The organism is Gammaproteobacteria bacterium (genome assembly GCA_016712635.1).
Lineage (GTDB): Bacteria > Pseudomonadota > Gammaproteobacteria > SZUA-140 > SZUA-140 > JADJWH01.
In genome coordinates this window covers 206,594-227,293 of the sequence record JADJQS010000006.1, presented here as the reverse complement: position 1 = coordinate 227,293, position 20,700 = coordinate 206,594, and the positions used below count along the sequence as shown (strand labels likewise).

General features: G+C 64.7%; 18 protein-coding genes. 6 read left to right on the top strand and 12 right to left on the bottom strand.

What is annotated here, in order from left to right:
* The first annotated feature begins 371 nt into the window (after window positions 1-371).
* From IPK65_07955 to IPK65_07945, 3 genes are all read left to right on the top strand, one after another.
* Entirely contained in the window at window positions 372-938 is a 567-nt protein-coding gene (locus IPK65_07955) for a porin family protein (protein ID MBK8163067.1), read from the top strand.
* A 71-nt stretch (window positions 939-1,009) separates the two neighbouring features.
* Entirely contained in the window at window positions 1,010-1,249 is a 240-nt protein-coding gene (locus IPK65_07950) for a DUF2171 domain-containing protein (GenBank protein ID MBK8163066.1), read from the top strand.
* A gap of 464 nt (window positions 1,250-1,713) precedes the next feature.
* On the top strand, window positions 1,714-3,093 hold the full coding sequence (locus IPK65_07945; protein ID MBK8163065.1) for an L-serine ammonia-lyase: 1,380 nt from the start codon (window positions 1,714-1,716) through the stop codon (window positions 3,091-3,093).
* A gap of 80 nt (window positions 3,094-3,173) precedes the next feature.
* Here IPK65_07945 and IPK65_07940 read toward each other — a convergent pair whose 3' ends face one another.
* The 4 genes from IPK65_07940 to guaB all read right to left on the bottom strand — a co-directional run bounded on the left by IPK65_07940 (window position 3,174) and on the right by guaB (window position 7,727).
* Entirely contained in the window at window positions 3,174-3,383 is a 210-nt protein-coding gene (locus tag IPK65_07940; GenBank protein ID MBK8163064.1) for a hypothetical protein, read from the bottom strand.
* A gap of 83 nt (window positions 3,384-3,466) precedes the next feature.
* Complete coding sequence (locus tag IPK65_07935; GenBank protein ID MBK8163063.1) at window positions 3,467-4,423, bottom strand: HNH endonuclease; 957 nt, start codon at window positions 4,421-4,423, stop codon at window positions 3,467-3,469.
* A 28-nt stretch (window positions 4,424-4,451) separates the two neighbouring features.
* Entirely contained in the window at window positions 4,452-6,131 is a 1,680-nt protein-coding gene (guaA, locus tag IPK65_07930) for a glutamine-hydrolyzing GMP synthase (protein MBK8163062.1), read from the bottom strand.
* Between the two features lie 135 nt (window positions 6,132-6,266).
* Entirely contained in the window at window positions 6,267-7,727 is a 1,461-nt protein-coding gene (gene guaB, locus IPK65_07925; GenBank protein ID MBK8163061.1) for an IMP dehydrogenase, read from the bottom strand.
* A gap of 123 nt (window positions 7,728-7,850) precedes the next feature.
* Here guaB and IPK65_07920 point away from each other — a divergent pair, with 123 nt between their 5' ends.
* The 3 genes from IPK65_07920 (at window position 7,851) to IPK65_07910 (ending at window position 11,022) form a co-directional block, all read left to right on the top strand.
* Complete coding sequence (locus IPK65_07920) at window positions 7,851-9,224, top strand: exodeoxyribonuclease VII large subunit (protein MBK8163060.1); 1,374 nt, start codon at window positions 7,851-7,853, stop codon at window positions 9,222-9,224.
* A gap of 179 nt (window positions 9,225-9,403) precedes the next feature.
* On the top strand, window positions 9,404-10,240 hold the full coding sequence (locus IPK65_07915; GenBank protein MBK8163059.1) for a peptidoglycan DD-metalloendopeptidase family protein: 837 nt from the start codon (window positions 9,404-9,406) through the stop codon (window positions 10,238-10,240).
* Window positions 10,241-10,449: 209 nt separating this feature from the next.
* Window positions 10,450-11,022 (top strand): cytochrome c3 family protein, encoded by a 573-nt coding sequence (locus IPK65_07910; protein MBK8163058.1) that lies wholly within the window; start codon window positions 10,450-10,452, stop codon window positions 11,020-11,022.
* Between the two features lie 146 nt (window positions 11,023-11,168).
* On the opposite strand, the gene IPK65_07905 is transcribed toward IPK65_07910, so the two are convergent.
* The 8 genes from IPK65_07905 to IPK65_07870 all read right to left on the bottom strand — a co-directional run bounded on the left by IPK65_07905 (window position 11,169) and on the right by IPK65_07870 (window position 20,696).
* Entirely contained in the window at window positions 11,169-11,624 is a 456-nt protein-coding gene (locus IPK65_07905) for a hypothetical protein (GenBank protein ID MBK8163057.1), read from the bottom strand.
* A gap of 273 nt (window positions 11,625-11,897) precedes the next feature.
* Window positions 11,898-13,742, bottom strand: coding sequence for an adenosylcobalamin-dependent ribonucleoside-diphosphate reductase (locus IPK65_07900; protein MBK8163056.1), 1,845 nt, complete (start codon window positions 13,740-13,742; stop codon window positions 11,898-11,900).
* Between the two features lie 10 nt (window positions 13,743-13,752).
* The gene (der, locus tag IPK65_07895; GenBank protein MBK8163055.1) at window positions 13,753-15,153 is read right to left on the bottom strand and encodes a ribosome biogenesis GTPase Der; all 1,401 of its coding nucleotides are present in this window, start codon (window positions 15,151-15,153) and stop codon (window positions 13,753-13,755) included.
* A 280-nt stretch (window positions 15,154-15,433) separates the two neighbouring features.
* The gene (bamB, locus tag IPK65_07890; GenBank protein MBK8163054.1) at window positions 15,434-16,642 is read right to left on the bottom strand and encodes an outer membrane protein assembly factor BamB; all 1,209 of its coding nucleotides are present in this window, start codon (window positions 16,640-16,642) and stop codon (window positions 15,434-15,436) included.
* Window positions 16,643-16,649: 7 nt separating this feature from the next.
* The gene (locus IPK65_07885) at window positions 16,650-17,288 is read right to left on the bottom strand and encodes a tetratricopeptide repeat protein (GenBank protein MBK8163053.1); all 639 of its coding nucleotides are present in this window, start codon (window positions 17,286-17,288) and stop codon (window positions 16,650-16,652) included.
* A gap of 31 nt (window positions 17,289-17,319) precedes the next feature.
* Window positions 17,320-18,600 (bottom strand): histidine--tRNA ligase, encoded by a 1,281-nt coding sequence (gene hisS / locus IPK65_07880; GenBank protein ID MBK8163052.1) that lies wholly within the window; start codon window positions 18,598-18,600, stop codon window positions 17,320-17,322.
* A gap of 58 nt (window positions 18,601-18,658) precedes the next feature.
* Entirely contained in the window at window positions 18,659-19,798 is a 1,140-nt protein-coding gene (gene ispG / locus IPK65_07875) for a flavodoxin-dependent (E)-4-hydroxy-3-methylbut-2-enyl-diphosphate synthase (protein ID MBK8163051.1), read from the bottom strand.
* A gap of 13 nt (window positions 19,799-19,811) precedes the next feature.
* Window positions 19,812-20,696: a helix-turn-helix domain-containing protein gene (locus IPK65_07870; GenBank protein ID MBK8163050.1), complete on the bottom strand. Its 885-nt coding sequence runs from the start codon at window positions 20,694-20,696 to the stop codon at window positions 19,812-19,814.
* Window positions 20,697-20,700: the final 4 nt, after the last annotated feature.

Sequence of the window (20,700 nt, the reverse complement as noted above, 5' to 3'; positions counted from 1 at the left end):
CCAGCTCGAAGGCTGCCGAGAAGGTCAGGTCAAACAGCAGATCGAGCGGGGTCGCGGTTCGCTTGTAGCCGGTCGCGACAGCCTATGGCGCGGGCGTGGTCATGTAATTTGCCGGCGTCGGGCAGAGCGGTATTCATTTATTATTCATCCGTCGCAGGACCAGACTGGAATTATCCTGATCACCAGGCGTTATTATTCAACAACCTGCGCCGCCAGTTCGCCTGAACACACTTCATACGTGTTAATTTCCTGTGTTGCATAGCGCACAGACGATATCTTCCAATAAGTCTACTTTCGATCCCCGGTAAGCCATTTTCCCGTTTGTACTTCTTCTATTTATATTGAAAGGAATCGCCATGTTAATGAACAGAATGAAATTCTCCGCATTATCCATAGCGCTTATCGGAGCGATGTGCACAAGCGCCGCCCATGCGGTCGACAATGGTGTCTATATTGGATTGGACGCTGGCAATGCTGAGGCGCGCAAGTATTGCAGCAATATTGCAAACTGCGATAGCGCTGATACCAGCGTTCGCGGTGAGCTTGGCTACCAGTTTAACAGCGGCCTGGGTGCTGAATTGGGCTACACCAGTTTCGGAACATTGTTCGACTCCAGCGACAACAATGTTAATGCCAAACAGGATTCCAGCGCGTGGACATTGAGCGTACTAGGAACATGGCCGTCCACCGATGGCTTCGGAATCTTTGGGCGGCTGGGCCTCGCTCGATACGACGTCGACAACAGCGGTACTGTGCAGGGAGTTCCAGTCGATGACGATAACGGCACGGAGCCATATTATGGCGTCGGCGTGAAATTCGATCTTTCGAGCAACTGGATGCTGCGCGCGGAATACCAGCTTTATGCGGATATTACCGGCGTTGACGGCACGAAGGACAATGTTCATGCGTGGTATGCAGGCGGGGTATATCGCTTCTGAATGGAGACAGACAGTAATATCGATGATGCCTATTGATCGAGAAACCACTCAATCTTAACAAGGAGAGAAACATGATAAATATAGCCCAGATCAAGCCTGATATGCCTGTTGTCTGTTCTGATGACGGCCAGTTTGGCACTGTCGATCATATGGAAGGACGGAATAGCATCAAGTTGAAGAAAGACAAAGCCGGCCAGCATCATTACATTCCGGCAAGCTGGGTAACCACGACCGAGGGTGGAAAGGTTAAAGTAAATCGCCCCGGCGACCAGGCAATGCGGGAGTGGACAACAACGCCGCCTGCCATATAGGTGAATGCATTGAAATAGCGCTGCGCACCAGTATCGAGCAATTCGATATCTTACTTCTATATTTCCGCGCCCAAGGAGCCTTCATCATACGCCCTCGTAATATTGGCTCCGGATTATTGGACCTGATTATTGGGTCGGTCCAGTTATGCGGTTTCCGTACAGACCCGGCCTGATGGGTAACCTCAGTATTTTCTGATTAAATATCCAGCCCTGGATTTCCGGACAGCAGTTCGAGCGGGGTTGCGGCGCGGTGCGCCTCGTGCGGGTCGCGGCCGCCCATGGTGCGGGCATGATGATGCAAGGTGTCGGCATCGGGCGGAGCGGTATTCATTTTCTTCTTCCGTCGAAGGGCAGAACGGCGTTAGATTATCACCAAAGGATGGCAATATGACCTGACAAGGCGTGGGCCAACTGTCTGTTACCCGGCCTCGGAATGCCGTCGAATGGATGACCGTGGAGCCGCCATGTTCATAAGCGTGCTGGATCTGTTCAAGATAGGTATCGGCCCGTCGAGTTCGCATACGCTCGGCCCGATGATTGCCGCACATGCCTTTATCGGACACCTGCGGGATAAATACTTTGCTGACGCCAGCCTGAAGGGCGCATGCATCCGCTGCACGCTGAAGGGATCGCTGGCCTTCACCGGCAAGGGACACTCCACTGACCGCGCCGTCGCCCTCGGGCTGCACGGCCACCTGCCCGCCGATCTGGTCGATGCCGACATCGACGGCCTGATGACACAGATCCGGGAGCGCGGCCGTATCAGCCTCGGGGGAAAGCCCGCCATCGCCTTCGACCCCGACACGCATATCGTGTTCGACAAAGGCGAACCCCTGCCCCAGCACCCGAACGGGATGGTGTTCGCGCTGATCGGATCCGAGGGCACGGAATTCTATTCGGAGACGTATTTTTCCATCGGCGGAGGCTTCATCAATACGCTGGCGGAGATCAGCCAGTTGCAGGCCCCGCTCAAAATGGAATCGGCCGCCTCATGCCGCTATCCATTCGATTCGGCGGCCGCCATGTTGCGAATGGCGCAGGAGGACGGCCTGTCCGTGGCGCAGATGAAGCGGGTCAACGAACTCGAACACCGGCCGGCTGCCGCCCTCGATACAGGCATGGACACTATCTGGCAGGCCATGCAGACCTGCATAGAACGAGGCTTGCAGACCGAAGGCACCTTGCCGGGCGGGCTGGACATCCCGCGGCGCGCCAGAAACCTGTATCAGGGCATCAAGGCCCATCCGGCCGGCGCGACCATCAACGACTGGCTGTGCGCCTACGCCATGGCCGTCAACGAAGAGAACGCCGCCGGCCATATGGTGGTAACCGCGCCGACCAACGGCGCGGCCGGCGTCATCCCGGCCGTGCTCTATTATTTCATCACTCATGAACAGGGCACGCAGGAACAGATGCGGGACTTTCTGCTGACCGCGAGCGCGATCGGCGGGTTGATCAAGCACCGCAGCTCCATCTCGGGCGCCGAGGTGGGTTGTCAGGGCGAGGTCGGCGCCGCGGCGGCAATGGCCGCGGCCGGCCTGTGCGCGGTGCGCGGCGGCACGCCCCGCCAGGTGGAAAACGCCGCCGAGATCGCGCTCGAACATCACCTCGGCATGACCTGCGACCCCGTCAAGGGCCTGGTCCAGGTGCCGTGCATCGAACGCAACGGCTTCGGCGCGATCAAGGCGTACACGGCCGCCTCGCTCGCCCTGCGCGGCAGCGGCGAACACTTCATCCCGCTGGACAACTGCATCGAGGCGATGAAGCGTACCGGAATGGAGATGTCACATAAATACAAGGAAACGGCGCTGGGCGGGCTGGCTGTAAGCCTTACTGAATGCTGATTGGCTGCCTGTCGCGCTGCGGAAACCATCAAAGCCGTATCGCACTAAAATCCGCGGTCTGTCCGCGTTAATCTCAATTCTCACATGTTGGATGAGTCACCCTTGTCTACCTGCTTCATTAGTGTCTGCAACTGCCATCCGCACAAACAGATGAACGCCCGATCCAAAACGTCCTTGCCCGCGTCATCTGCTGATAGATAAACATCTGCCAGCATCTGGGACTGATCCTCGTCGTCGTTCGCCATCTCATGACTGATGTGTGCTACCAGTCGCTCGTATCGGTCGGTCATTGATTGCTCCTGAATAGTCAGTATTACAGTCGAGACCACGAACGATCCTGGCACCTACCCGAGTCAAATGGAATGTGCAGTACCTACGGCGATATAGCCGACAGGAGATCCAGCAGCGGATCCGAAGCACGACCCAATGCTTTGTCGAACACAGCGTTCCGATGATACTCAAGGTAAGCTTTCTGCTTTTCGTCGAACAATCCGCAATTGCGGCCCACCTTCAGATTCAGGCCGATCCGATCGATCACACCTGCTGGAAGTTGATTCGACCGTAGCAGCGCTCCGCCATCTTCAAATGAGATCCACCCTCGATCGAACAGGAAATCAGCATGAGGACTCAGTAACAGTCCGTTGTTTCCATCAACTCGTTCGCCACCCGTTGCACATTTGGACCACGGCTTAATATGGCTTGCACGTAAGAACCGAAGATCCGCAATTCCAGTCAATCGGCATTGCTTTTCTACTGTTAGAAGCCTTCTTCGGAACAGCGACTGCTTTGATCTCACGGATACTACTTGCGATGATGATGTTGCCGCCAACTCGATTACAGAATCTGATGGCACCTCATCTGCGATCGCATTCTGGAATGGTCTGAAGTCCTGCTCGATAGGCTCTAACTTGAATACGATGGCTACACGAGGCACACCGCTGGTATCAGGAATTCCTGGCTTATGGTATGCACTTCTGAATCTGAATTCCCCCCAAAATCGAACAGGACGATGGGAACCCATCATTTGAAATAGCAAAAGGCGTTTGCCGTTCTTTAGGTGCTCGCGGATGGCACGATTGCCACCCTTGTCCTTCATGTCACCTTTCTGTCCCTCGCCGAAATAGTGGAGAACATTCTCGTCGTCCCAGCGATCATGGTACCCGTGCTGTTTTCCTGCTTCACCGGTAAATAATATAACAAACGGACTATTTGCAGGTGTTGATATTCCACCTTGGGTCTGGCCGCCGAATCGCCCATGAATATCTTCACGGCGCTTATACAAGGCGCCGACCTCAAAGGGAAGACTATCTGAGATCAGCAATCCTTCCATAACTGCGTACTTCTAGTAGCCACTCGATCTACTCCCACTCAATCGTAGCCGGCGGCTTGCTCGAAATATCGTAAGTCACGCGCGATATCCCGCGCACTTCATTGATGATTCTGTTGGAAACGTGTTCGAGGAGTTCGTACGGCAGGTGCGCCCAGCGGGCGGTCATGAAGTCGATGGTCTCGACGGCGCGCAGCGCGATGACGTAGTCGTAGCGGCGCTCGTCGCCCATGACGCCTACGGATTTGACGGGGAGGAAGACGGCGAAGGCCTGGCTGACCTTGTCGTACCAGCCGCTCTTGCGCAGTTCCTCGATGTAGATGGCGTCCGCCTGGCGCAGGATGTCGGCGTATTCCTTGTGCACCATACCCAGGATGCGCACGCCGAGGCCGGGGCCGGGGAAGGGGTGGCGGTAGACCATGTCGGACGGCAGGCCGAGCTCGACGCCGATGCGGCGCACCTCGTCCTTGAACAGTTCGCGCAGCGGCTCGACCAGGCCGAGCTTCATGTCCTCGGGCAGGCCGCCGACGTTGTGGTGCGACTTGATCACCGCGGCCTTGCCGGTCCTGGCGCCGGCGGATTCGATCACGTCGGGGTAGATGGTGCCCTGCGCGAGCCACTTCGCGTCCTTGATCTTGCCCGCCTCGTCCTCGAACACCTGGATGAAGGTCTTGCCGATGGCCTTGCGCTTCAGTTCAGGATCACTGACGCCGGCGAGCGCGCCCATGAAACGCGCCTCGGCGTCGACGCGGATCACCTTCACGCCCATGTGCTGGGCGAACACGGCCATGACCTGGTCGCCCTCGTTCAGGCGCAGCAGGCCGTTGTCGACGAAGATGCAGGTGAGCTGGTCGCCGATGGCGCGGTGCAGCAGCGCGGCGACGACGGAGGAATCGACGCCGCCGGACAGGCCGAGCATGACGTGGTCGGAGCCGACCTGTTTGCGCACCTGCGCGATCAGGTCGTCGATGATGTTGCCGGAGGTCCACAGCCCGGCGCAGCCGCAGATCTCGTGCATGAAGCGCTCGAGGATGCGCTGGCCCTGGCGCGTGTGCGTGACCTCGGGGTGGAACTGCACGCCGTAGAAGCGGCGCGCCTCGTCGGCCATGGCGGCGATGGGCGCGTTATCGGTGCTCGCCATCAGCTTGAAGCCGGGCGGCAGCGCGATGACATGGTCGCCGTGGCTCATCCACACGTCGAGCATGCCGTAGCCCTCGGGCGTGGCGTGGTCCTCGATGTCGCGCAGCAGTTGCGTATGGCCGCGCGCGCGCACCTGGGCAAAACCGAATTCGCGATGCTTCGCGCTCTCGACCCTGCCGCCGAGCTGCGTGGCCATGGTCTGCATGCCATAGCAGATGCCGAGCACCGGCACGCCGAGCTCGAACACGATCTGCGGCGCGCGCCCGGTGTCCGCCGCGGTCACGCTGTCCGGCCCGCCGGACAGGATGATGCCCTTCGGATTGAAGGCACGGATCGCCGCCGGGTCCATGTCCCAGGGGTGCAGTTCACAGTAGACCTTGCCCTCGCGCACGCGGCGGGCGATGAGCTGGGTGTACTGCGAGCCGAAGTCGAGGATCAGGATGCGGTCGGCGTGGATGTTCGGATGGGATGCAGTGGCCAAGGCGGTCGATTCTTTAGTTGCGGTGGTGGTCCTGTTTCGTTGGGCAAGGCGCGCCGCACCATGCCCAACCTGCGTATTTCTTGTTGTCATCCCCGCGAAGGCGGGGATCCAGGGTTCAGTCTACTCGGACGGGCTGGATTCCCGCTCGCGTGCCCTTCAGGGTATTCGCGGGAATGACGGACTTAGTGCTCTCCGTCCTCAGTCCTCAGTCCTCAGTCCTGTGTATTAATCAATCCGGTAATTCGGCGACTCCTTCGTGATGCTGACGTCGTGGACGTGGCTCTCGCGCATGCCGGCGGTGGTGATGCGCACGAACTTCGGCTTGCTGCGCATGTCGTCGATGGTGTGGCAGCCGGTGTAGCCCATGCTGGCGCGCAGGCCGCCGATGAGCTGGTGCATGATCGCGATCACCGAGCCCTTGTACGGCACGCGGCCCTCGATGCCTTCCGGCACCAGCTTCTCCACCGCCGACTCGGCGTCCTGGAAGTAACGGTCGGAGGAGCCGTAGGCCTCGGCCATGGCGCCGAGCGAACCCATGCCGCGGTAGGACTTGTAGGAGCGGCCCTGGTACAGCTCGACCTCGCCGGGCGATTCCTCGGTGCCGGCGAACATGCTGCCGATCATGACGCAGTGCGCCCCCGCCGCGATGGCCTTGGCCAGGTCGCCCGAAAAACGGATGCCGCCGTCGCCGATCAGCGGGACGTCGGTGCCGCGCAGGGCGTTGGCGACGTTGGCGATCGCGCTCACCTGCGGCACGCCGACGCCGGTCACGATGCGGGTGGTGCAGATCGAACCCGGACCGATGCCGACCTTTACCGCGTCGGCGCCCGCCTCGTACAGCGCCCGCGCCGCCTCGGCGGTGCCGATGTTGCCGCCGATGACCTGCATGTCGGGATAGCGCTTCTTGAGCGCGCGCACGGTGTCGAGCACCTTCTGCGAATGGCCGTGCGCGGTGTCGACCACGATCACGTCGACGCCGGCGGCGACCAGCGCCTCGGCGCGGTCGTCATTGGCGGTGCCGACCGCGGCGCCCACGCGCAGGCGGCCGTGGTCGTCCTTGCAGGCGCTGGGGAAATCCTTCGCCTTCTGGATGTCCTTCACGGTGATCATGCCGCGCAGGTGGAACTTGTCGTTCACCACCAGGATCTTCTCGATGCGGTGCTTGTGCAGCAGCCGGATGATCTCGTCGCGCTCGGCGCCCTCCTTCACGGTCACCAGGCGCTCCTTCGGCGTCATGATGCTGGAGACCGGCTGGTCGAGCTTGTTCTCGAAGCGCAGGTCGCGCCGGGTGACGATACCGACCAGGTCCTCGCCCTGCACCACCGGCACACCGGAGATCTGGTTCTCGCGCGTGATCTTCAGCACGTCGCGCACGCTGGTGTCCGGCGAGACCGAGATCGGGTCCTTGATCACGCCGCTCTCGAACTTCTTCACCATACGCACCTGCTGCGCCTGCTGGTCGGCCGGCATGTTCTTGTGCACGATGCCGATGCCGCCCTCCTGCGCCAGGGCGATGGCGAGCCGGGCCTCGGTGACGGTATCCATGGCCGAGGAGACCAGCGGGATGTTGAGCGTGATCGTGCGCGTCAGGCGGGTGCGCAGGCTCACTTCCTTCGGGAGCACCGTCGAGTGGTCGGGAAGGAGCAGGACGTCATCAAAAGTCAGCGCATTCTCGAGATTCTTCATAGCATTCCGCCTGTCGGAGAAAAATTCTGTCTATTATAAGGATCCGGAGGGGCTGGGTAAACCGCGGCAAATCCTTAGGCCTGAAGCGTTTTTTCCCCGCCGGCTGGGGTATCATGGCGCGCTATGGATGAGGAATTCGACCCGCTGGAGGCCTCGACGCCGGGGCGCGACGTCTATTCGGTCTCGCGCCTGAACCGCGAGGCGCGCGAGCTGCTCGAGACCGGCCTGCCCCTGTTGTGGGTGGAAGGCGAGCTGTCGAACCTCGCCCGACCCTCCTCCGGCCACCTCTATTTCTCGCTCAAGGACCCGTCCGCGCAGGTGCGCTGCGCCATGTTCCGCAACCGCAACCAGCTCGTCCGCTTCCGCCCCGCCGACGGCATGCAGGTGCTGGCGCGCGCCCGGGTCAGCCTGTACGAGGCGCGCGGCGACTACCAGCTCATCGTCGAATCCCTGGAAGAGGCCGGCGACGGCGCTCTGCGCCGCGCCTTCGAGCAGCTCAAGCAGCGCCTGCTCGCCGAGGGCCTGTTCGACGCCGCGCGCAAGAAATCCGTCCCGGAACTGCCGCGCCGCATCGGCGTGATCACCTCGCCCACCGGGGCGGCGATCCACGACGTGCTGACCGTGCTGCGGCGGCGCTTCCCGGCGATCCCGGTGCTGGTCTACCCGGTGCCGGTGCAGGGCAAGGCGGCCGCGCCCGAGATCGCGCGCATGATCCGTCTCACCTCGGCGCGCGCCGAGTGCGACGTGCTGATCCTGTGCCGCGGCGGCGGCTCGCTGGAGGATCTGTGGGCCTTCAACGAGGAGATCGTTGCGCGTGCAATAGCGGACTGTGAAATACCGATCGTCACCGGCATCGGCCACGAGGTCGACGTCACCATCGCCGACTTCGCCGCCGACCTGCGCGCGCCGACACCCTCCGGCGCGGCGGAACACGTCAGCCCCGACGGCGCCGACTGGCTGCGCCGCCTCGACCGGCTAGACGAGCGCCTGACCGGCCTCGCGCGCGGCGACCTCGCGCGCCGCGGCGAACGCCTGCACTGGCTGGTCCGCCGGCTGCAACAGCAGCATCCCGGCCAGCGCCTGCGCCAGCAGGCGCAGCGGCTGGATGAACTGGAACAGCGCCTGCTGCGCGGCATACGGGCCGGTCTCCAGCGCCGGCGCCTGCAGATGGAACACGGCCTGGCGCGGTTCATGCGCCACGTGCCGCTGCACCGCATCGAACGCGCGCAGGAGCGCAGCGCGCAGCTCGCACAGCGCCTGCGCCAGCACATGCAGCGCCGCCTCGAGCGCAACCGCGACCGCATCGACGGGCTCGGCCGCGCGCTCGACGCCGTCAGCCCGCTCGCCACGCTCGGCCGCGGCTACGCCATCGTGCGCCGCCTGCCCGACGGCGGCGTGGTGCGCGAGGCGACGGCCGTCAAGGTCGGCGATACCGTCGAGGCCCGGCTCGCGCGCGGGCATCTGGTTTGCGATGTGAAAGAGACGCGGGATGAGTAGCGAACTTAACGCGGGGACAGATTGCGCTAGGAAAGGGGGACAGATTTCAAATCTGTCCCCTACATGAAAATCTGTCCCCTACCGGCGCAGACGGATTTCAAATCCGTCCCCGACCACTTCAAGAGGGGACAGATTTCACAATCTGTCCCCGGGACAGTTGCTAGGGGACAGATTTTCAAATCTGTCCCCATCTCCTACTGCTGCTCCTCTGCCTGCTCGCCGTCACCGCTGCTTCAGCGCGCGAACTCCCCTCCGCAACGCCGGTCCCCGGCGGCGTCGCCTTTATCCCGCTGCCGGCCGCAACCGGCGATGCGCCGCGCGCCTATTACGCCGGCCGGCGCGTGCTGGTGGCCAAAGACGGTACGGACTGGATCGCGGTCGTCGGCCTGCCGCTCGACACCACGGTGGGCAAGCACTGGCTCTACCTCGGCAGCCCGGACGACAAGGCGAATACGATAGCTTTCACGGTTCAGGCCAAGCAGTACGCGACCCAGAGCCTCACCATCACCGACCAGCGCAAGGTCGAGCCGCTGGCGGAGGATCTCAGGCGCATCGACAATGAGACCGCGCGCATGAACGCGGTCTATGCCCGCTGGGAGGACCGCCCGCTGGGCCTGCCCTCCTTCGACCTGCCGGTGCCGGGCGTGCAGAGCAGCCCGTTTGGACTGCTGAGGATATTCAATGGCTTGCCGCGTAAACCTCACAGCGGACTCGATCTCGCGGCGCCGACCGGCACCCCGGTGCACGCCCCCGCCGACGGCGTGGTGACCGACACCGGCGACTACTTCTTCAACGGCAACAGCGTCTTCCTCGACCATGGCCAGGGGCTGATCACACTCTACTGCCACCTGAGCGCGATCGACGTGAAGGAAGGCCAGGCCGTCAGACGCGGCGACCTGCTCGGCAAGGTCGGCCAGACCGGCCGCGCCACCGGCCCGCACCTGCACTGGGGCGTGAGCCTGAACGGCGTGCGCGTGGATCCGTCGCTGCTGCTGAACACACCGGTGCCGCAATGAATGTGAGTACGGGGACAGATTTATAAATCTGTCCCCATCTGTCTCGCCAGGACATTTGGGGTCAGAGTAAAAATTCCGGCTAGAGACAGGCGAAGTTCAAATGAGCATTTGGATATTTTTACTCTGACCCCAAATGTCTTGCGCGTAAACCCGGGTATCCCTCGGGTATAATGCCGCCCGTCAAAACACGTCCGCAGAGATTCGATTCAATGAACAGGTTCTACAGGCTGATCGCAGTAGCGTCACTCGTCATCGCAGCCGGCATGAGTCTCGCCGCGGAACAACTGGAGCCGGTGCTGAAGGAACGGGGTCGGCATTTCCAGACCGAGGGCGAGGTCGTCCCGGTCGGGAAGGACGGCATACACGACCCGGAAAACCCTGCCGTGACGGTGTTTCAGCCGCCCTCCGAGGCCCTCACCGATTTCCCGCGCGACAGCGCCGGGATCGTCGACTGGGTGCAGGCGGTCAAGCAGGGATACATCGAGCCGCGCGCGGACATCGACGGCGTGTCAGAGAAACAGACGCTGGACCTGGACATCATCTTCACGGACACCGGCGCGATGCCGAACGTCCGTTTCCCGCACCTGTCGCACACCCTGTGGCTGGACTGTTCCAACTGTCATCCGGCGATCTTCGTGCAGCAGAAGGGCGCCAGCAAGATCGCGATGAACGACATCTTCCAGGGCAAGTATTGCGGCGTCTGCCACGGCAAGGTGGCCTTCCCGCCGACCCTGAACTGCGCGCGCTGCCATTCGGTGCCGAAGACGGCCGGACAGAAATGACCGGGGCCGATCCCCTTCCGCTGCGCAGTCCGGGTTGAATGAAATGAAGTCCAGCGATGGGGGCAGATAATACGTCAGGCCTCGCAGGCCCGGCCCGTACTGAAAACGCCGGATAGTGCGGGTCGGCCGGGTGGAGCGCGGCTTCGTTATCCTGCCTTCACCTTTCCGTGCTTTGCCGCCGGCATATTAGCCCAGTCGTCTTCCTTCTTGAAATCCAGCACGAAGCTGTCGCCGTCGAATGACACCAGGCGGCCCTTGATATCCCTGCGCACGTGGTACTTCTTGCTGGCAGCCGCAACATCGAGGCCCGCATCGACGAGGTCTGTCTCTACCGTGGTCGCGAAGACGATGCGCACCGGCGTATTGTCCTTGAGCGCGCCGGCCAGGTGCTCTTTCAGCAGCGTGCTGCCCGCTTCGTTGGCCTTCCAGCGCGAGAACGTATCGCTGTAGCGGAGGGTGCCCTTCTCGGGCGTCTTGAAATAATGGCTCCAGCAGCTCACCACCAGATCGCCGTTTTCGGCGATGGACGACATCGCCCACTGCCGGTTGACCAGCTTCGCGCCGTACTGGGCGTATGCTTCGTTGACAGTCATATTGCTCATTTCAGAATCCTCTTTCGTAATGCTGCAGGCTGACCATAGACACGCCGTGACAGCTTCAGGAGATCAAACAACGCGCGGAAATCGCGACTGTGTCGTGCGGGCGGGAACACGCTTCAGTATAGCAGGTATGGGCACACCGGCCGTTTATTTCTCTAATCGTCAGCGTAATGAGCCGCTTAGTCTGCGGTACATGTCGCAACCCCAGGGCAGGACGAATGCAACGGATCGCAGCATGCCAGGCGGGGATATCTGCTAACTCTTCGTATGCCGCCCTCAATCCGCCTCGCGCTCCAGGTCGCAGCAATGCGATCCCTTGTCGAAGCCCTCGCCCGCCGCGCTCAGGATCTCGCCGGTGACCGGGTTGGGGCGGAAGGTGGTGCAGCCCTTGAGCCCCTTGTCGTAGGCGTACTGATAGATCTCGCTGAAGGCGGCGAAGTCGTAGTCCTGCGGGATGTTCACCGTCTTCGAGATCGCATTGTCGATGTAAGGCTGGATCGCGGCCTGCATGTCGATGTGCGCGCGCGGCGGGAGCTGTCGTGCATCGACGAAGGTCTCCGGCGGCGCCTTCGCCTGCGGCATCAGCCCGGACCACAGCTCATGGGCGTAGTCGCGCAGGCTGTATTCGGTGTAGCTGCCGTCGAGCTCGAGCACGCGGCGCCGGTAGCTGAAGTCGAACACCGGCTCGATGCCGCTCGAGACGTTGTTGGCGAGCAGGCTGATGGTGCCGGTCGGGGCGATCGCGGTCAGGTGGCTGTTGCGGATGCCGTGGTCGCGGATGCCGGCGCGGACGTCCTCCGGCAGCGCGGCGACGAACGGCGACCTGAGGAAGGCATCGCGCTGGAAGAACGGGAAGCTGCCCTTCTCGCCCGCCAGCTCGACCGAGGCGCGGTAGGCGGCGTGGCAGACCGTGCGCATCACGCGCGCGGCGAAGGCGAGCGCGGCCGTGCCGCCGTAGGCGATGCCGAGCATGATCAGCGCATCGGCCAGCCCGGTGACGCCGAGCCCGACGCGGCGCGAGCCGCGCGCCTGTGCGGCCTGCGCCTCGAGCGGGAAGCGCGAGGCGTCGATGACGTTGTCGAGCAGGCGCACCGCGACGCGCGCGACCTGATCGACGCCGTCGAAGTCGAATGCGGCGTCGGGCGCGAAGGGATTCTTCACGAAGCGCGTCAGGTTGATCGAGCCGAGATCGCAGGCGCCATACGGCGGCAATGGAATCTCGCCGCAGGGATTGGTCGCGCTGATGTGCTCGCGGTAATGGAGGTTGTTGAGCTCGTTGATGCGGTCGATGAACAGCACGCCGGGCTCGGCGTAATCGTAGGTGGCGCGCATGATGCGGTCCCACAGCTCGCGCGCGCGCACGGTGCGGATGACACGGCAGCGCACCGGCCGCGTGTCGCCCGACCAGACGCGTGTCACCGTCGCGCCGGTGCTGTCGGCGAAATCACGGTCGGGGAATACCAGCGCCCACTCGGCATCCTGCTTCAATGCCTCCATGAAGGCGTCGCTGACCAGCACCGACAGGTTGAAGTGGCGCAGCGCATGCGCGTCGCGCTTGGCGTCGATGAAGGCCTCGATGTCGGGATGGTCGCAGCGCAGTGTCGCCATCATGGCGCCGCGGCGCGCGCCGGTGGACAGCAGGGTCGCGCACATGCTGTCCCAGATGCGCATGAAGGACACCGGCCCGGAGGCGACGCTGCCGACGCTGCGCGCCGGTGTGCCGGCGGGGCGCAGGGTGGAGAAGTCGTAGCCGACGCCGCCGCCCTGCTGCAGGGTGATCGCGCCCTCCTTGAGGCCGTCGAAGATGCCGTCCATGGAATCCGCGACCGTGCCCATGACGAAGCAGTTGAACAGCGTGACGCGGTGGCCGGTGCCGGCGCCGGCCAGGATGCGGCCGCCGGGCAGGAAGCGGAACCCCTGCAGGATGTCGTAGAAGCGGTTTTCCCAGACGTCGCGATCGGAGGTTTCGACCGCCGCCAGGGCGCGCGCGACGCGGCGCCAGGTGGCCTCGACGTCGGCGTCACGGTAGCCGTCGTCCTCGCGATGGCGGTACTTGCTGTTCCAGATGTGACGCGAGATGGCGGCGGTGAAAGGATCGGTGTTCCCTTTGCCTGCTGCCATGTTCGCGTCCTCAGTGGCGTGTGCGCTTTCCCGCGCGGCCGGTATCACCGCGGCGCCGGCGCCGCTGCTGCGCCGTCGGCGGCGACGGCCGGTCCTTGTAGGGGTTGGCACCGGTCTTGAATTCGATGCGCACCGGTGTCCCCTCGAGTTCGAGCGCGTCCCGGAACACCCCTTCCAGGTAGCGCCGGTAACTGTCCGGCACGGCCTGCGTCTGCGTGCCGTGGATCACGATCAGCGGCGGGTTGTGGCCGCCCTGGTGCGCGTAACGCAGTTTGATGCGCCGCCCGCGCACCAGCGGCGGCGCATGGCGCTCGACCGCCCGCTCCAGGATCTTGCTCAGCATCGGCGTCGACAGCTTGCTGTTACTGGAATGATACGCCGCCGTGATCGAGGCGAACAGGTCGCCGACCCCGCTGCCGTGCAGGGCGGAAATGAAGTGGATGCTGGCGTAATCGATGAAGGCGAGCTTGCGTTCCAGCGTGGACTTCACGGCGGTGCGTTCCGCGGGACTCAGCCCGTCCCACTTGTTGACGCCGATCAGCAGCGCCTTGCCGCTCTCGATGATGTGGCCGAGCAGCTTGGCGTCCTGTTCCGCCACGCCCTGCTGCGCATCCAGCACCAGCAGCACGACGTGCGCCTCGCCGATCGCCTGCAGCGTCTTGATGACGCTGAACTTCTCGATCGCCTCGTGGACGCGGCCGCGGCGGCGCACGCCGGCGGTGTCGATCAGGGTGTAGCGCACCCCGTCGCGTTCGAACGGGACGTAGATGCTGTCGCGCGTGGTGCCCGGCTGGTCGAAGGCGAGCACGCGCTCCTCCCCGAGCATGCGGTTGAGCAGGGTGGACTTGCCGACGTTGGGGCGGCCGACGATGGCGAGCAGGATGCCGCGCTCGTCCGCTTCCGCGCCTTCCGGCGACTCGAGGTCGAAGCGCGCCAGCACCTCCTCCATCATGTCCTCGACACCGGTACCGTGCGCCGAGGCGATGCAATAGACGGGTTCGATGCCGAGGCGCGCGAATTCGCCGGTGGTCAGATCCTGCTCCAGGCCTTCCGCCTTGTTGACGGCCAGCACCAGCGGCTTGCCGCTGGCGCGCAGGCGCGCGGCGATCTTCTCGTCGGCCGGGGTGAGTCCGTCGCGCGCGTCGACCAGGAACACCACCGTGTCGGCCTCCTCCACCGCCTTCAGCGCCTGCGCGACCATCAGCCGGTCGATGGCGTCCGCCTGCTCGCTCAGCCCCCCGGTATCGACGACGATGTAGGCGCGGTCGCCGAGGTGGCCGCCGCCGTAATTGCGGTCGCGCGTCAGCCCCGGATAATCCGACACCAGCGCGGCGCGGCTGCGCGTGAGCCGGTTGAACAGGGTCGACTTGCCGACGTTGGGGCGCCCGACCAGGGCGATGACGGGTTTCATGGAGAAAAAATGGAGAGAAAAACGGGGACAGATTTATTTTTGACAGCATGGCTATTAAGAACCGGAAAATCTGGCAAAAATTAAATCTGTCCCCGTTTTTTGGATTTACGTACTGATCGGGGACAGATTTATTAATCTGTCCCCATGCCATGATGATCGGGGACAGATTTGCAAATCTGTCCCCGCGATGCGCGAAAAATAAATCTGTCCCCGTTTCTTTCATGGCGGTAAGGGGACGATTAATAAATCTGTCCCCGATCTTCCTTCAGATCTGTCCCCATTACTCCGGATCGATCTTCAGGGCGTGCAGCGCCCCGCCGGCGGTCTGGATGTACATCGCGTCGTCGGACACCGCCGGCGCAAGCGGGATGCCGTCCTCGCTGATGCGGAAGCGCGCGACGAAATGTCCGTCCTCGGGCGAGATTCCGTGCAGATAGCCCTGCTGGTCGGCGACGTACAGGTTCCCGCGGTACAGCACCGGCGCGGTGAGCGCGCGGCCGGCGAGCTTGTCCTGCTGCCACAGCACGGCGCCGGTGCGGCGGTTGATCGCGAGCACCTGGCCGTCGTCCTGGGCGAGGTACAGCGTGTCGGCGCCGAGCGCCATGTCCTGGGCGGTGGAGACATCACGCGACCACAGCACGCTGCCCGCCACCGACGTCAGCGCCACCAGTCGTGCCTGGTAGGAGGCGGCGTAGATCACGCCGTCGGCCAGCACCGGATCGGCATCGATGTCGACCAGGCGCTCCAGCTCCGAGCGGCCCTCGGGCACGCCGACCGTGGCCTCCCACAGCACCTCGCCGCTGTCGAGCGCGAGCGCCGCCAGCCTGCCGTTGGCGAAACCGGCGAACACCCGGCCCTGGTCGATCACCGGCCGGCTCGCCCCGCGCAGCGTCAGCGCCGGCACGGTGCTCGTGTAGGTCCAGAGAGGATTGCCGCTGACGGGTTCGAGCGCCGTGAGGCGGCCGTCGTTGGTGCGCACGACCAGCGCGCCGTCGCGGGCCAGCGGGATGGTCAGCACCTCGCTGCTGAGCTGCGTGCGCCAGCGCACCCCGCCGTCGCCGGGATCGAGCGCGATGATCTCGCCTTCATCGGTGCCGACGTACAGCAGGCCTTCCCCGGCCCCGATGCCGCCGGACAGGCGCGGTGCGCCGTCATCCTCGCCCGAATGCGGCGGTATCACGGAACTCCACTGCGGCCTGCCGCTGCGGGCGTCGAGCGCGACCACGCGGTCGGGGCGGTCGGAATAGAAGAAGCGCTTTCCCTCCACGAACGGCGTCAGGCGCGCCTCGTCCGCTTCGTGGCGGATCTGCGGCTGGCGGTACCACATCCCGCGCAGGCGCATGTCGGATTCGACGCGCTCCAGCTCCGGCAGTTCGCTGCGCGGCTTGGCGCCGCTGCAGGCGCCCAGCGCCAGCACGGCGACGACGGCGCACATGGCCGCCGCTGCGCAGCGGCCCGGCGCGCGCTGGCTGCGGTGCGTGGACATCATCACGCCGTCACCCGGCCCCGGCGCCGAGATTGTCGAGCTTGATGAGCAGCATGCGGGTGTCGCTCTCGGCGCCGGCCTTGTCCAGCGCGAGTTCATAGGCCTGGCGCGCCTTGGCCGTCTGCCCGGTCTCGGCGTAGATGTCGCCCTTCAGCTCCTCGTACTCCGCGGCATAGACGTCCGCCTGCACCGGCTCGAGCAGGGCGAGCGCCTGCGCACCCTCGCCCATCGCAAGCAGCAGCTTGCCGAGGCGCAGGCGCGCGATGTGCACGAACTCCGGCTGCTTGCCGTGCTCGACCACCCACTCCAGGCGCGCGCGCGCCGCGGCCGGATCGCCCTTGTCGACATGCTCGCGCGCGAGCGCGAACGCGGCGAGCACCGCGTACGGGGTGCCCGGATAGGTGTCGATGATATACGCGCCGCGCTTGGACACCGCCTCGGCGTTGCCGGCGTGCAGTTCCACCTGCATCTGCTCGTATTCATTCGAGGCGGAGACGGTGAGATCGCCCTGGTGTACCACCCAGGCGCGCACGCCGACGATGGTGACGATCCCGGCCAGCAGGCCGTAGATCACAGGGTTGCGGTACTTCTCCCACCACTTCTTCAGTTCCTCGAGCTGTTCTTCCTCTTCACGACTGTACGCAGTCACGGATGCCTCTCCCGGTTGTCTTGTTCCGAATTCAGTTGGTTTCCAATAGCGCCGCCCGCAGGCGGCGCGCCAGTTCGCTCCGCGGCACGAACTCCTGCGGGGTTTCGTCGCGCAGGAATTTTACCCCGACGACGCCGCCCTTCAGCTCATCCTCGCACAGGATCAGCGCGACCCGCGCGCCGCTCTTGTCCGCCCGGCGGAACTGGGACTTGAAGTTGCCGCCGCCACAGTTCACGCACAGGCGCAGCGCGGGCAGTTCATCGCGCAGCGCCTCGGCGAAGCCCGGCGCGGCGCGTTCGGCAGACTCGCCGACCGCGATCAGGTAGGCGTGCGCCGACTGCACCGCGGACGTACCGGCGTCCTCCTCCAGCAGGGCGAGCAGTCGCTCGATGCCGAGCGCGAAACCGGCCGCCTGCGTCGGCCGGCCGCCAAGCTGCTCGATCAGGCGGTCGTAACGCCCGCCGGCGCACACCGTGCCCTGGGCGCCGAGGCGGTCGGTGACCCATTCGAACACGGTCTTCTCGTAATAATCCAGCCCGCGCACCAGGCGCGGGTTGACCTCGTAGGCGAGGCCCGCGGCATCGAGCAGGGCGCGCAGGCCGGCGAAGTGGTCCTTCGATTCCGCATCCAGGTAGTCACCGAGCGCCGGCGCCGCGTCCAGCAGCGCGCGCAGCTCCGGGTTCTTGCTGTCGAGGATGCGCAGCGGATTGGTGTGCAGGCGGCGCCGGCTGTCCTCGTCGAGACGATCATGGTGGCGCGACAGATAGTCCACCAGCGCCTGGCGGTAGGTCGCGCGCGCCGCCACCGTGCCGAGCGAATTGATCTGCAGGCGCACGCCGTCGATGCCGAGCGTGCGCCACAGGCGTGCGCTCAGCAGGATCAGTTCGGCGTCGATGTCCGGTCCCGCGAAGCCATAGGCCTCGACGCCCCACTGGTGGAACTGGCGGTAGCGTCCCTTCTGCGGCCGCTCGTGGCGGAACATCGGGCCGAGGTACCACAGGCGCCGCGTCTGGTTGTGCAGCAGGCCGTTCTCGATGCAGGCGCGCACGCAGCCGGCGGTGCCCTCGGGTCGCAGGCTGAGGCTCTCGCCGCTCAGGTCCGTGAAGGTGTACATCTCCTTCTCGACGATGTCGGTGACCTCGCCGATGGTGCGCACGAACAGCTCGGTCTTTTCCAGCAGCGGGACGCGGATCTCCTCGTAGCCGTAGCCCTGCGCCAGCGCGCGCAGGACGTGCTCGAGCGCCTGCCACGCCGGGGCTGCCTCCGGCAGGACGTCGTGCATGCCGCGGATTGCCTGGATGCCTTTGCTCAAGTGGATGCCTGATCGGGTCTGCGTTTATATTCGGAGGCGGCCGACGGGCCGGCCGCGTTCAGCCGGATATCGTCTTGACCGGGATGCGCACCGGTTCCGCCTGCCCGGCGTCACCCTCGGCCCGCCGCCGCGCGAGGCGTTCGCGGATGGTGCGCTCGAGGTCGTCGAGCAACTGGTCGTCGTTGACCTTGTGGTTCGGTTCGCCGTCGACGTAGACCAGGTTCGGCGAGCCGCCGGTCAGGCCGATGTGGGCCTCGCGCGCCTCGCCGGGTCCGTTCACCACGCAGCCGATGACGGCGACGTCGAGCGATTCGGTGATGTCCTCCAGGCGCGCCTCCAGCGCGTTCACGGTGGCGATCACGTCGAACTGCTGGCGCGAGCACGACGGGCAGGCGACGAGGTTGATGCCGCGGCTGCGCAGGTGCAGGCTCTTCAGGATGTCGAAGCCGACCTTGACCTCCTCCACCGGATCGGCCGCGAGCGAGATGCGGATGGTGTCGCCGATGCCGTCGGCGAGCAGCATGCCGAGGCCGATCGCCGACTTCACCGTGCCGGAGCGCAGCCCGCCCGCCTCGGTGATGCCGAGGTGCAGCGGCTGCTCGATCTGGTTCGCGATCAGGCGGTAGGCCTCCACCGCGAGGAACACCTCGGAGGCCTTCAGGCTGACCTTGAAGTCGTGAAAATCCAGCTTGTCGAGGATGTCGATGTGGCGCATGGCCGATTCGACCAGCGCCGCGGCGGTGGGCTCGCCGTATTTGCTCTGCAGGTCCTTTTCGAGCGAGCCGGCGTTGACGCCGATGCGGATCGGGATGCCGCGCTCGCGCGCCTTCCCGACCACCGCGCGCACGCGATCCTCGCGACCGATGTTGCCGGGGTTGATGCGCAGGCAGTCGACGCCGAGGTCGGCCACGCGCAGGGCGATGCGGTAATCGAAATGGATGTCCGCGACCAGCGGCACGTTCACGCGCGCGCGGATCGCGCCGAAGGCCTCGGCCGCCTCCATGCTCGGCACCGAGACACGCACGATGTCGGCACCCGCGCGCTCCAGCGCCTGGATCTGCGCCACGGTGGCCTCGACGTCGCAGGTCTCGGTGTTGGTCATGCTCTGCACCGCGATCGGGGCGTCGCCGCCGACCGGCACCTTGCCGACCATGATCTGGCGCGACTTACGTCGCTGGATCTGGTTTCTGGCTCGCATCTTCCTTCACACCCTAGTCATTGTGCTCGCCCAGCCGGAAGCTGGCGACATTGGTCCGGCCGATCGGGACGTTCTCGTACGGTTCGCCATTGTATTCTATCGTGACGTTGCGGGCATTGCCGAGCAGGATATCGAACGGAGCCAGGCCGCGCAGACGCAGCACGTCCGGGAAATTGGCCATCCGGTAGGCCATGCGGCGGCCGGTGACGTCCGCCGCCTCGACCCAGGATTCCCCGCTGAAGCGCAGCACCAGCTCGTCCATCGGCTCGTCGGGGTTCGGCGGCGGCTCCTCCCGGATTTCATCGTCCTGCGGCTCCTGCGCGGCGGAAGCGGGCGTCTGCGCCGGCACAGCCGCGGACTCGGGCGTGGCGGCGGCGGTTGCCTCCGCCGCGGGCGGCGCCTCGGGCGCGACCGCGGCAGGCGCCGGCGGTGATTGCTCCCCGCCGTTCCCGCTGCCGGTGTCCGCCGGCTGCAGCACCACCCACAGGAGGAGCAGGAACGCGATCGTGCCGCCCGCGAGCAGTACCGCGCGGATGCGCGCCGGCATGCCGCGGCGTCGCACCGACGGCATGGCGGCGGTCAGTTCGGACAGGATGGGCGGCTGTTCCAGTCCCTGCCGCTCCAGCGCCCTGACCACCTCTTCCGGGTCCAGGCCGAGCAGCCGCGCGTAATTGTTCAGATAGCCGCGAATGAAGATGGGGGCGGAAAAATGCGCGTAGTCGTCGTTTTCCAGCGCCGCCACCTGGGACGGGTGCAGATGCAGGCGCTCGGCGGCCTCTTCCTGCGTCAGGCCCTGCCCTTCGCGCGCCTCGCGCAGGCGGCGTCCGGGCAACTGCACGGGCTCCGGCGGGGTCTGCGCCTGCTGCGGGTCCGTCTGCGGCATCGAGGCTTCACTCATGGCT

What these genes read in the sequence shown, in the direction of transcription:
- IPK65_07955 (MBK8163067.1), top strand. Translation starts at nt 372, where the DNA reads ATGAAATTCTCCGCATTATCCATAGCGCTTATCGGAGCGATGTGCACA.
- IPK65_07950 (MBK8163066.1), top strand. Translation starts at nt 1,010, where the DNA reads ATGATAAATATAGCCCAGATCAAGCCTGATATGCCTGTTGTCTGTTCT.
- IPK65_07945 (MBK8163065.1), top strand. Translation starts at nt 1,714, where the DNA reads ATGTTCATAAGCGTGCTGGATCTGTTCAAGATAGGTATCGGCCCGTCG.
- IPK65_07940 (MBK8163064.1), bottom strand. Translation starts at nt 3,383, where the DNA reads ATGACCGACCGATACGAGCGACTGGTAGCACACATCAGTCATGAGATG.
- IPK65_07935 (MBK8163063.1), bottom strand. Translation starts at nt 4,423, where the DNA reads ATGGAAGGATTGCTGATCTCAGATAGTCTTCCCTTTGAGGTCGGCGCC.
- guaA (MBK8163062.1), bottom strand. Translation starts at nt 6,131, where the DNA reads ATGACAACAAGAAATACGCAGGTTGGGCATGGTGCGGCGCGCCTTGCC.
- guaB (MBK8163061.1), bottom strand. Translation starts at nt 7,727, where the DNA reads ATGAAGAATCTCGAGAATGCGCTGACTTTTGATGACGTCCTGCTCCTT.
- IPK65_07920 (MBK8163060.1), top strand. Translation starts at nt 7,851, where the DNA reads ATGGATGAGGAATTCGACCCGCTGGAGGCCTCGACGCCGGGGCGCGAC.
- IPK65_07910 (MBK8163058.1), top strand. Translation starts at nt 10,450, where the DNA reads ATGAACAGGTTCTACAGGCTGATCGCAGTAGCGTCACTCGTCATCGCA.
- IPK65_07905 (MBK8163057.1), bottom strand. Translation starts at nt 11,624, where the DNA reads ATGAGCAATATGACTGTCAACGAAGCATACGCCCAGTACGGCGCGAAG.
- IPK65_07900 (MBK8163056.1), bottom strand. Translation starts at nt 13,742, where the DNA reads ATGGCAGCAGGCAAAGGGAACACCGATCCTTTCACCGCCGCCATCTCG.
- der (MBK8163055.1), bottom strand. Translation starts at nt 15,153, where the DNA reads ATGAAACCCGTCATCGCCCTGGTCGGGCGCCCCAACGTCGGCAAGTCG.
- bamB (MBK8163054.1), bottom strand. Translation starts at nt 16,642, where the DNA reads ATGATGTCCACGCACCGCAGCCAGCGCGCGCCGGGCCGCTGCGCAGCG.
- ispG (MBK8163051.1), bottom strand. Translation starts at nt 19,798, where the DNA reads ATGCGAGCCAGAAACCAGATCCAGCGACGTAAGTCGCGCCAGATCATG.
- IPK65_07870 (MBK8163050.1), bottom strand. Translation starts at nt 20,696, where the DNA reads ATGAGTGAAGCCTCGATGCCGCAGACGGACCCGCAGCAGGCGCAGACC.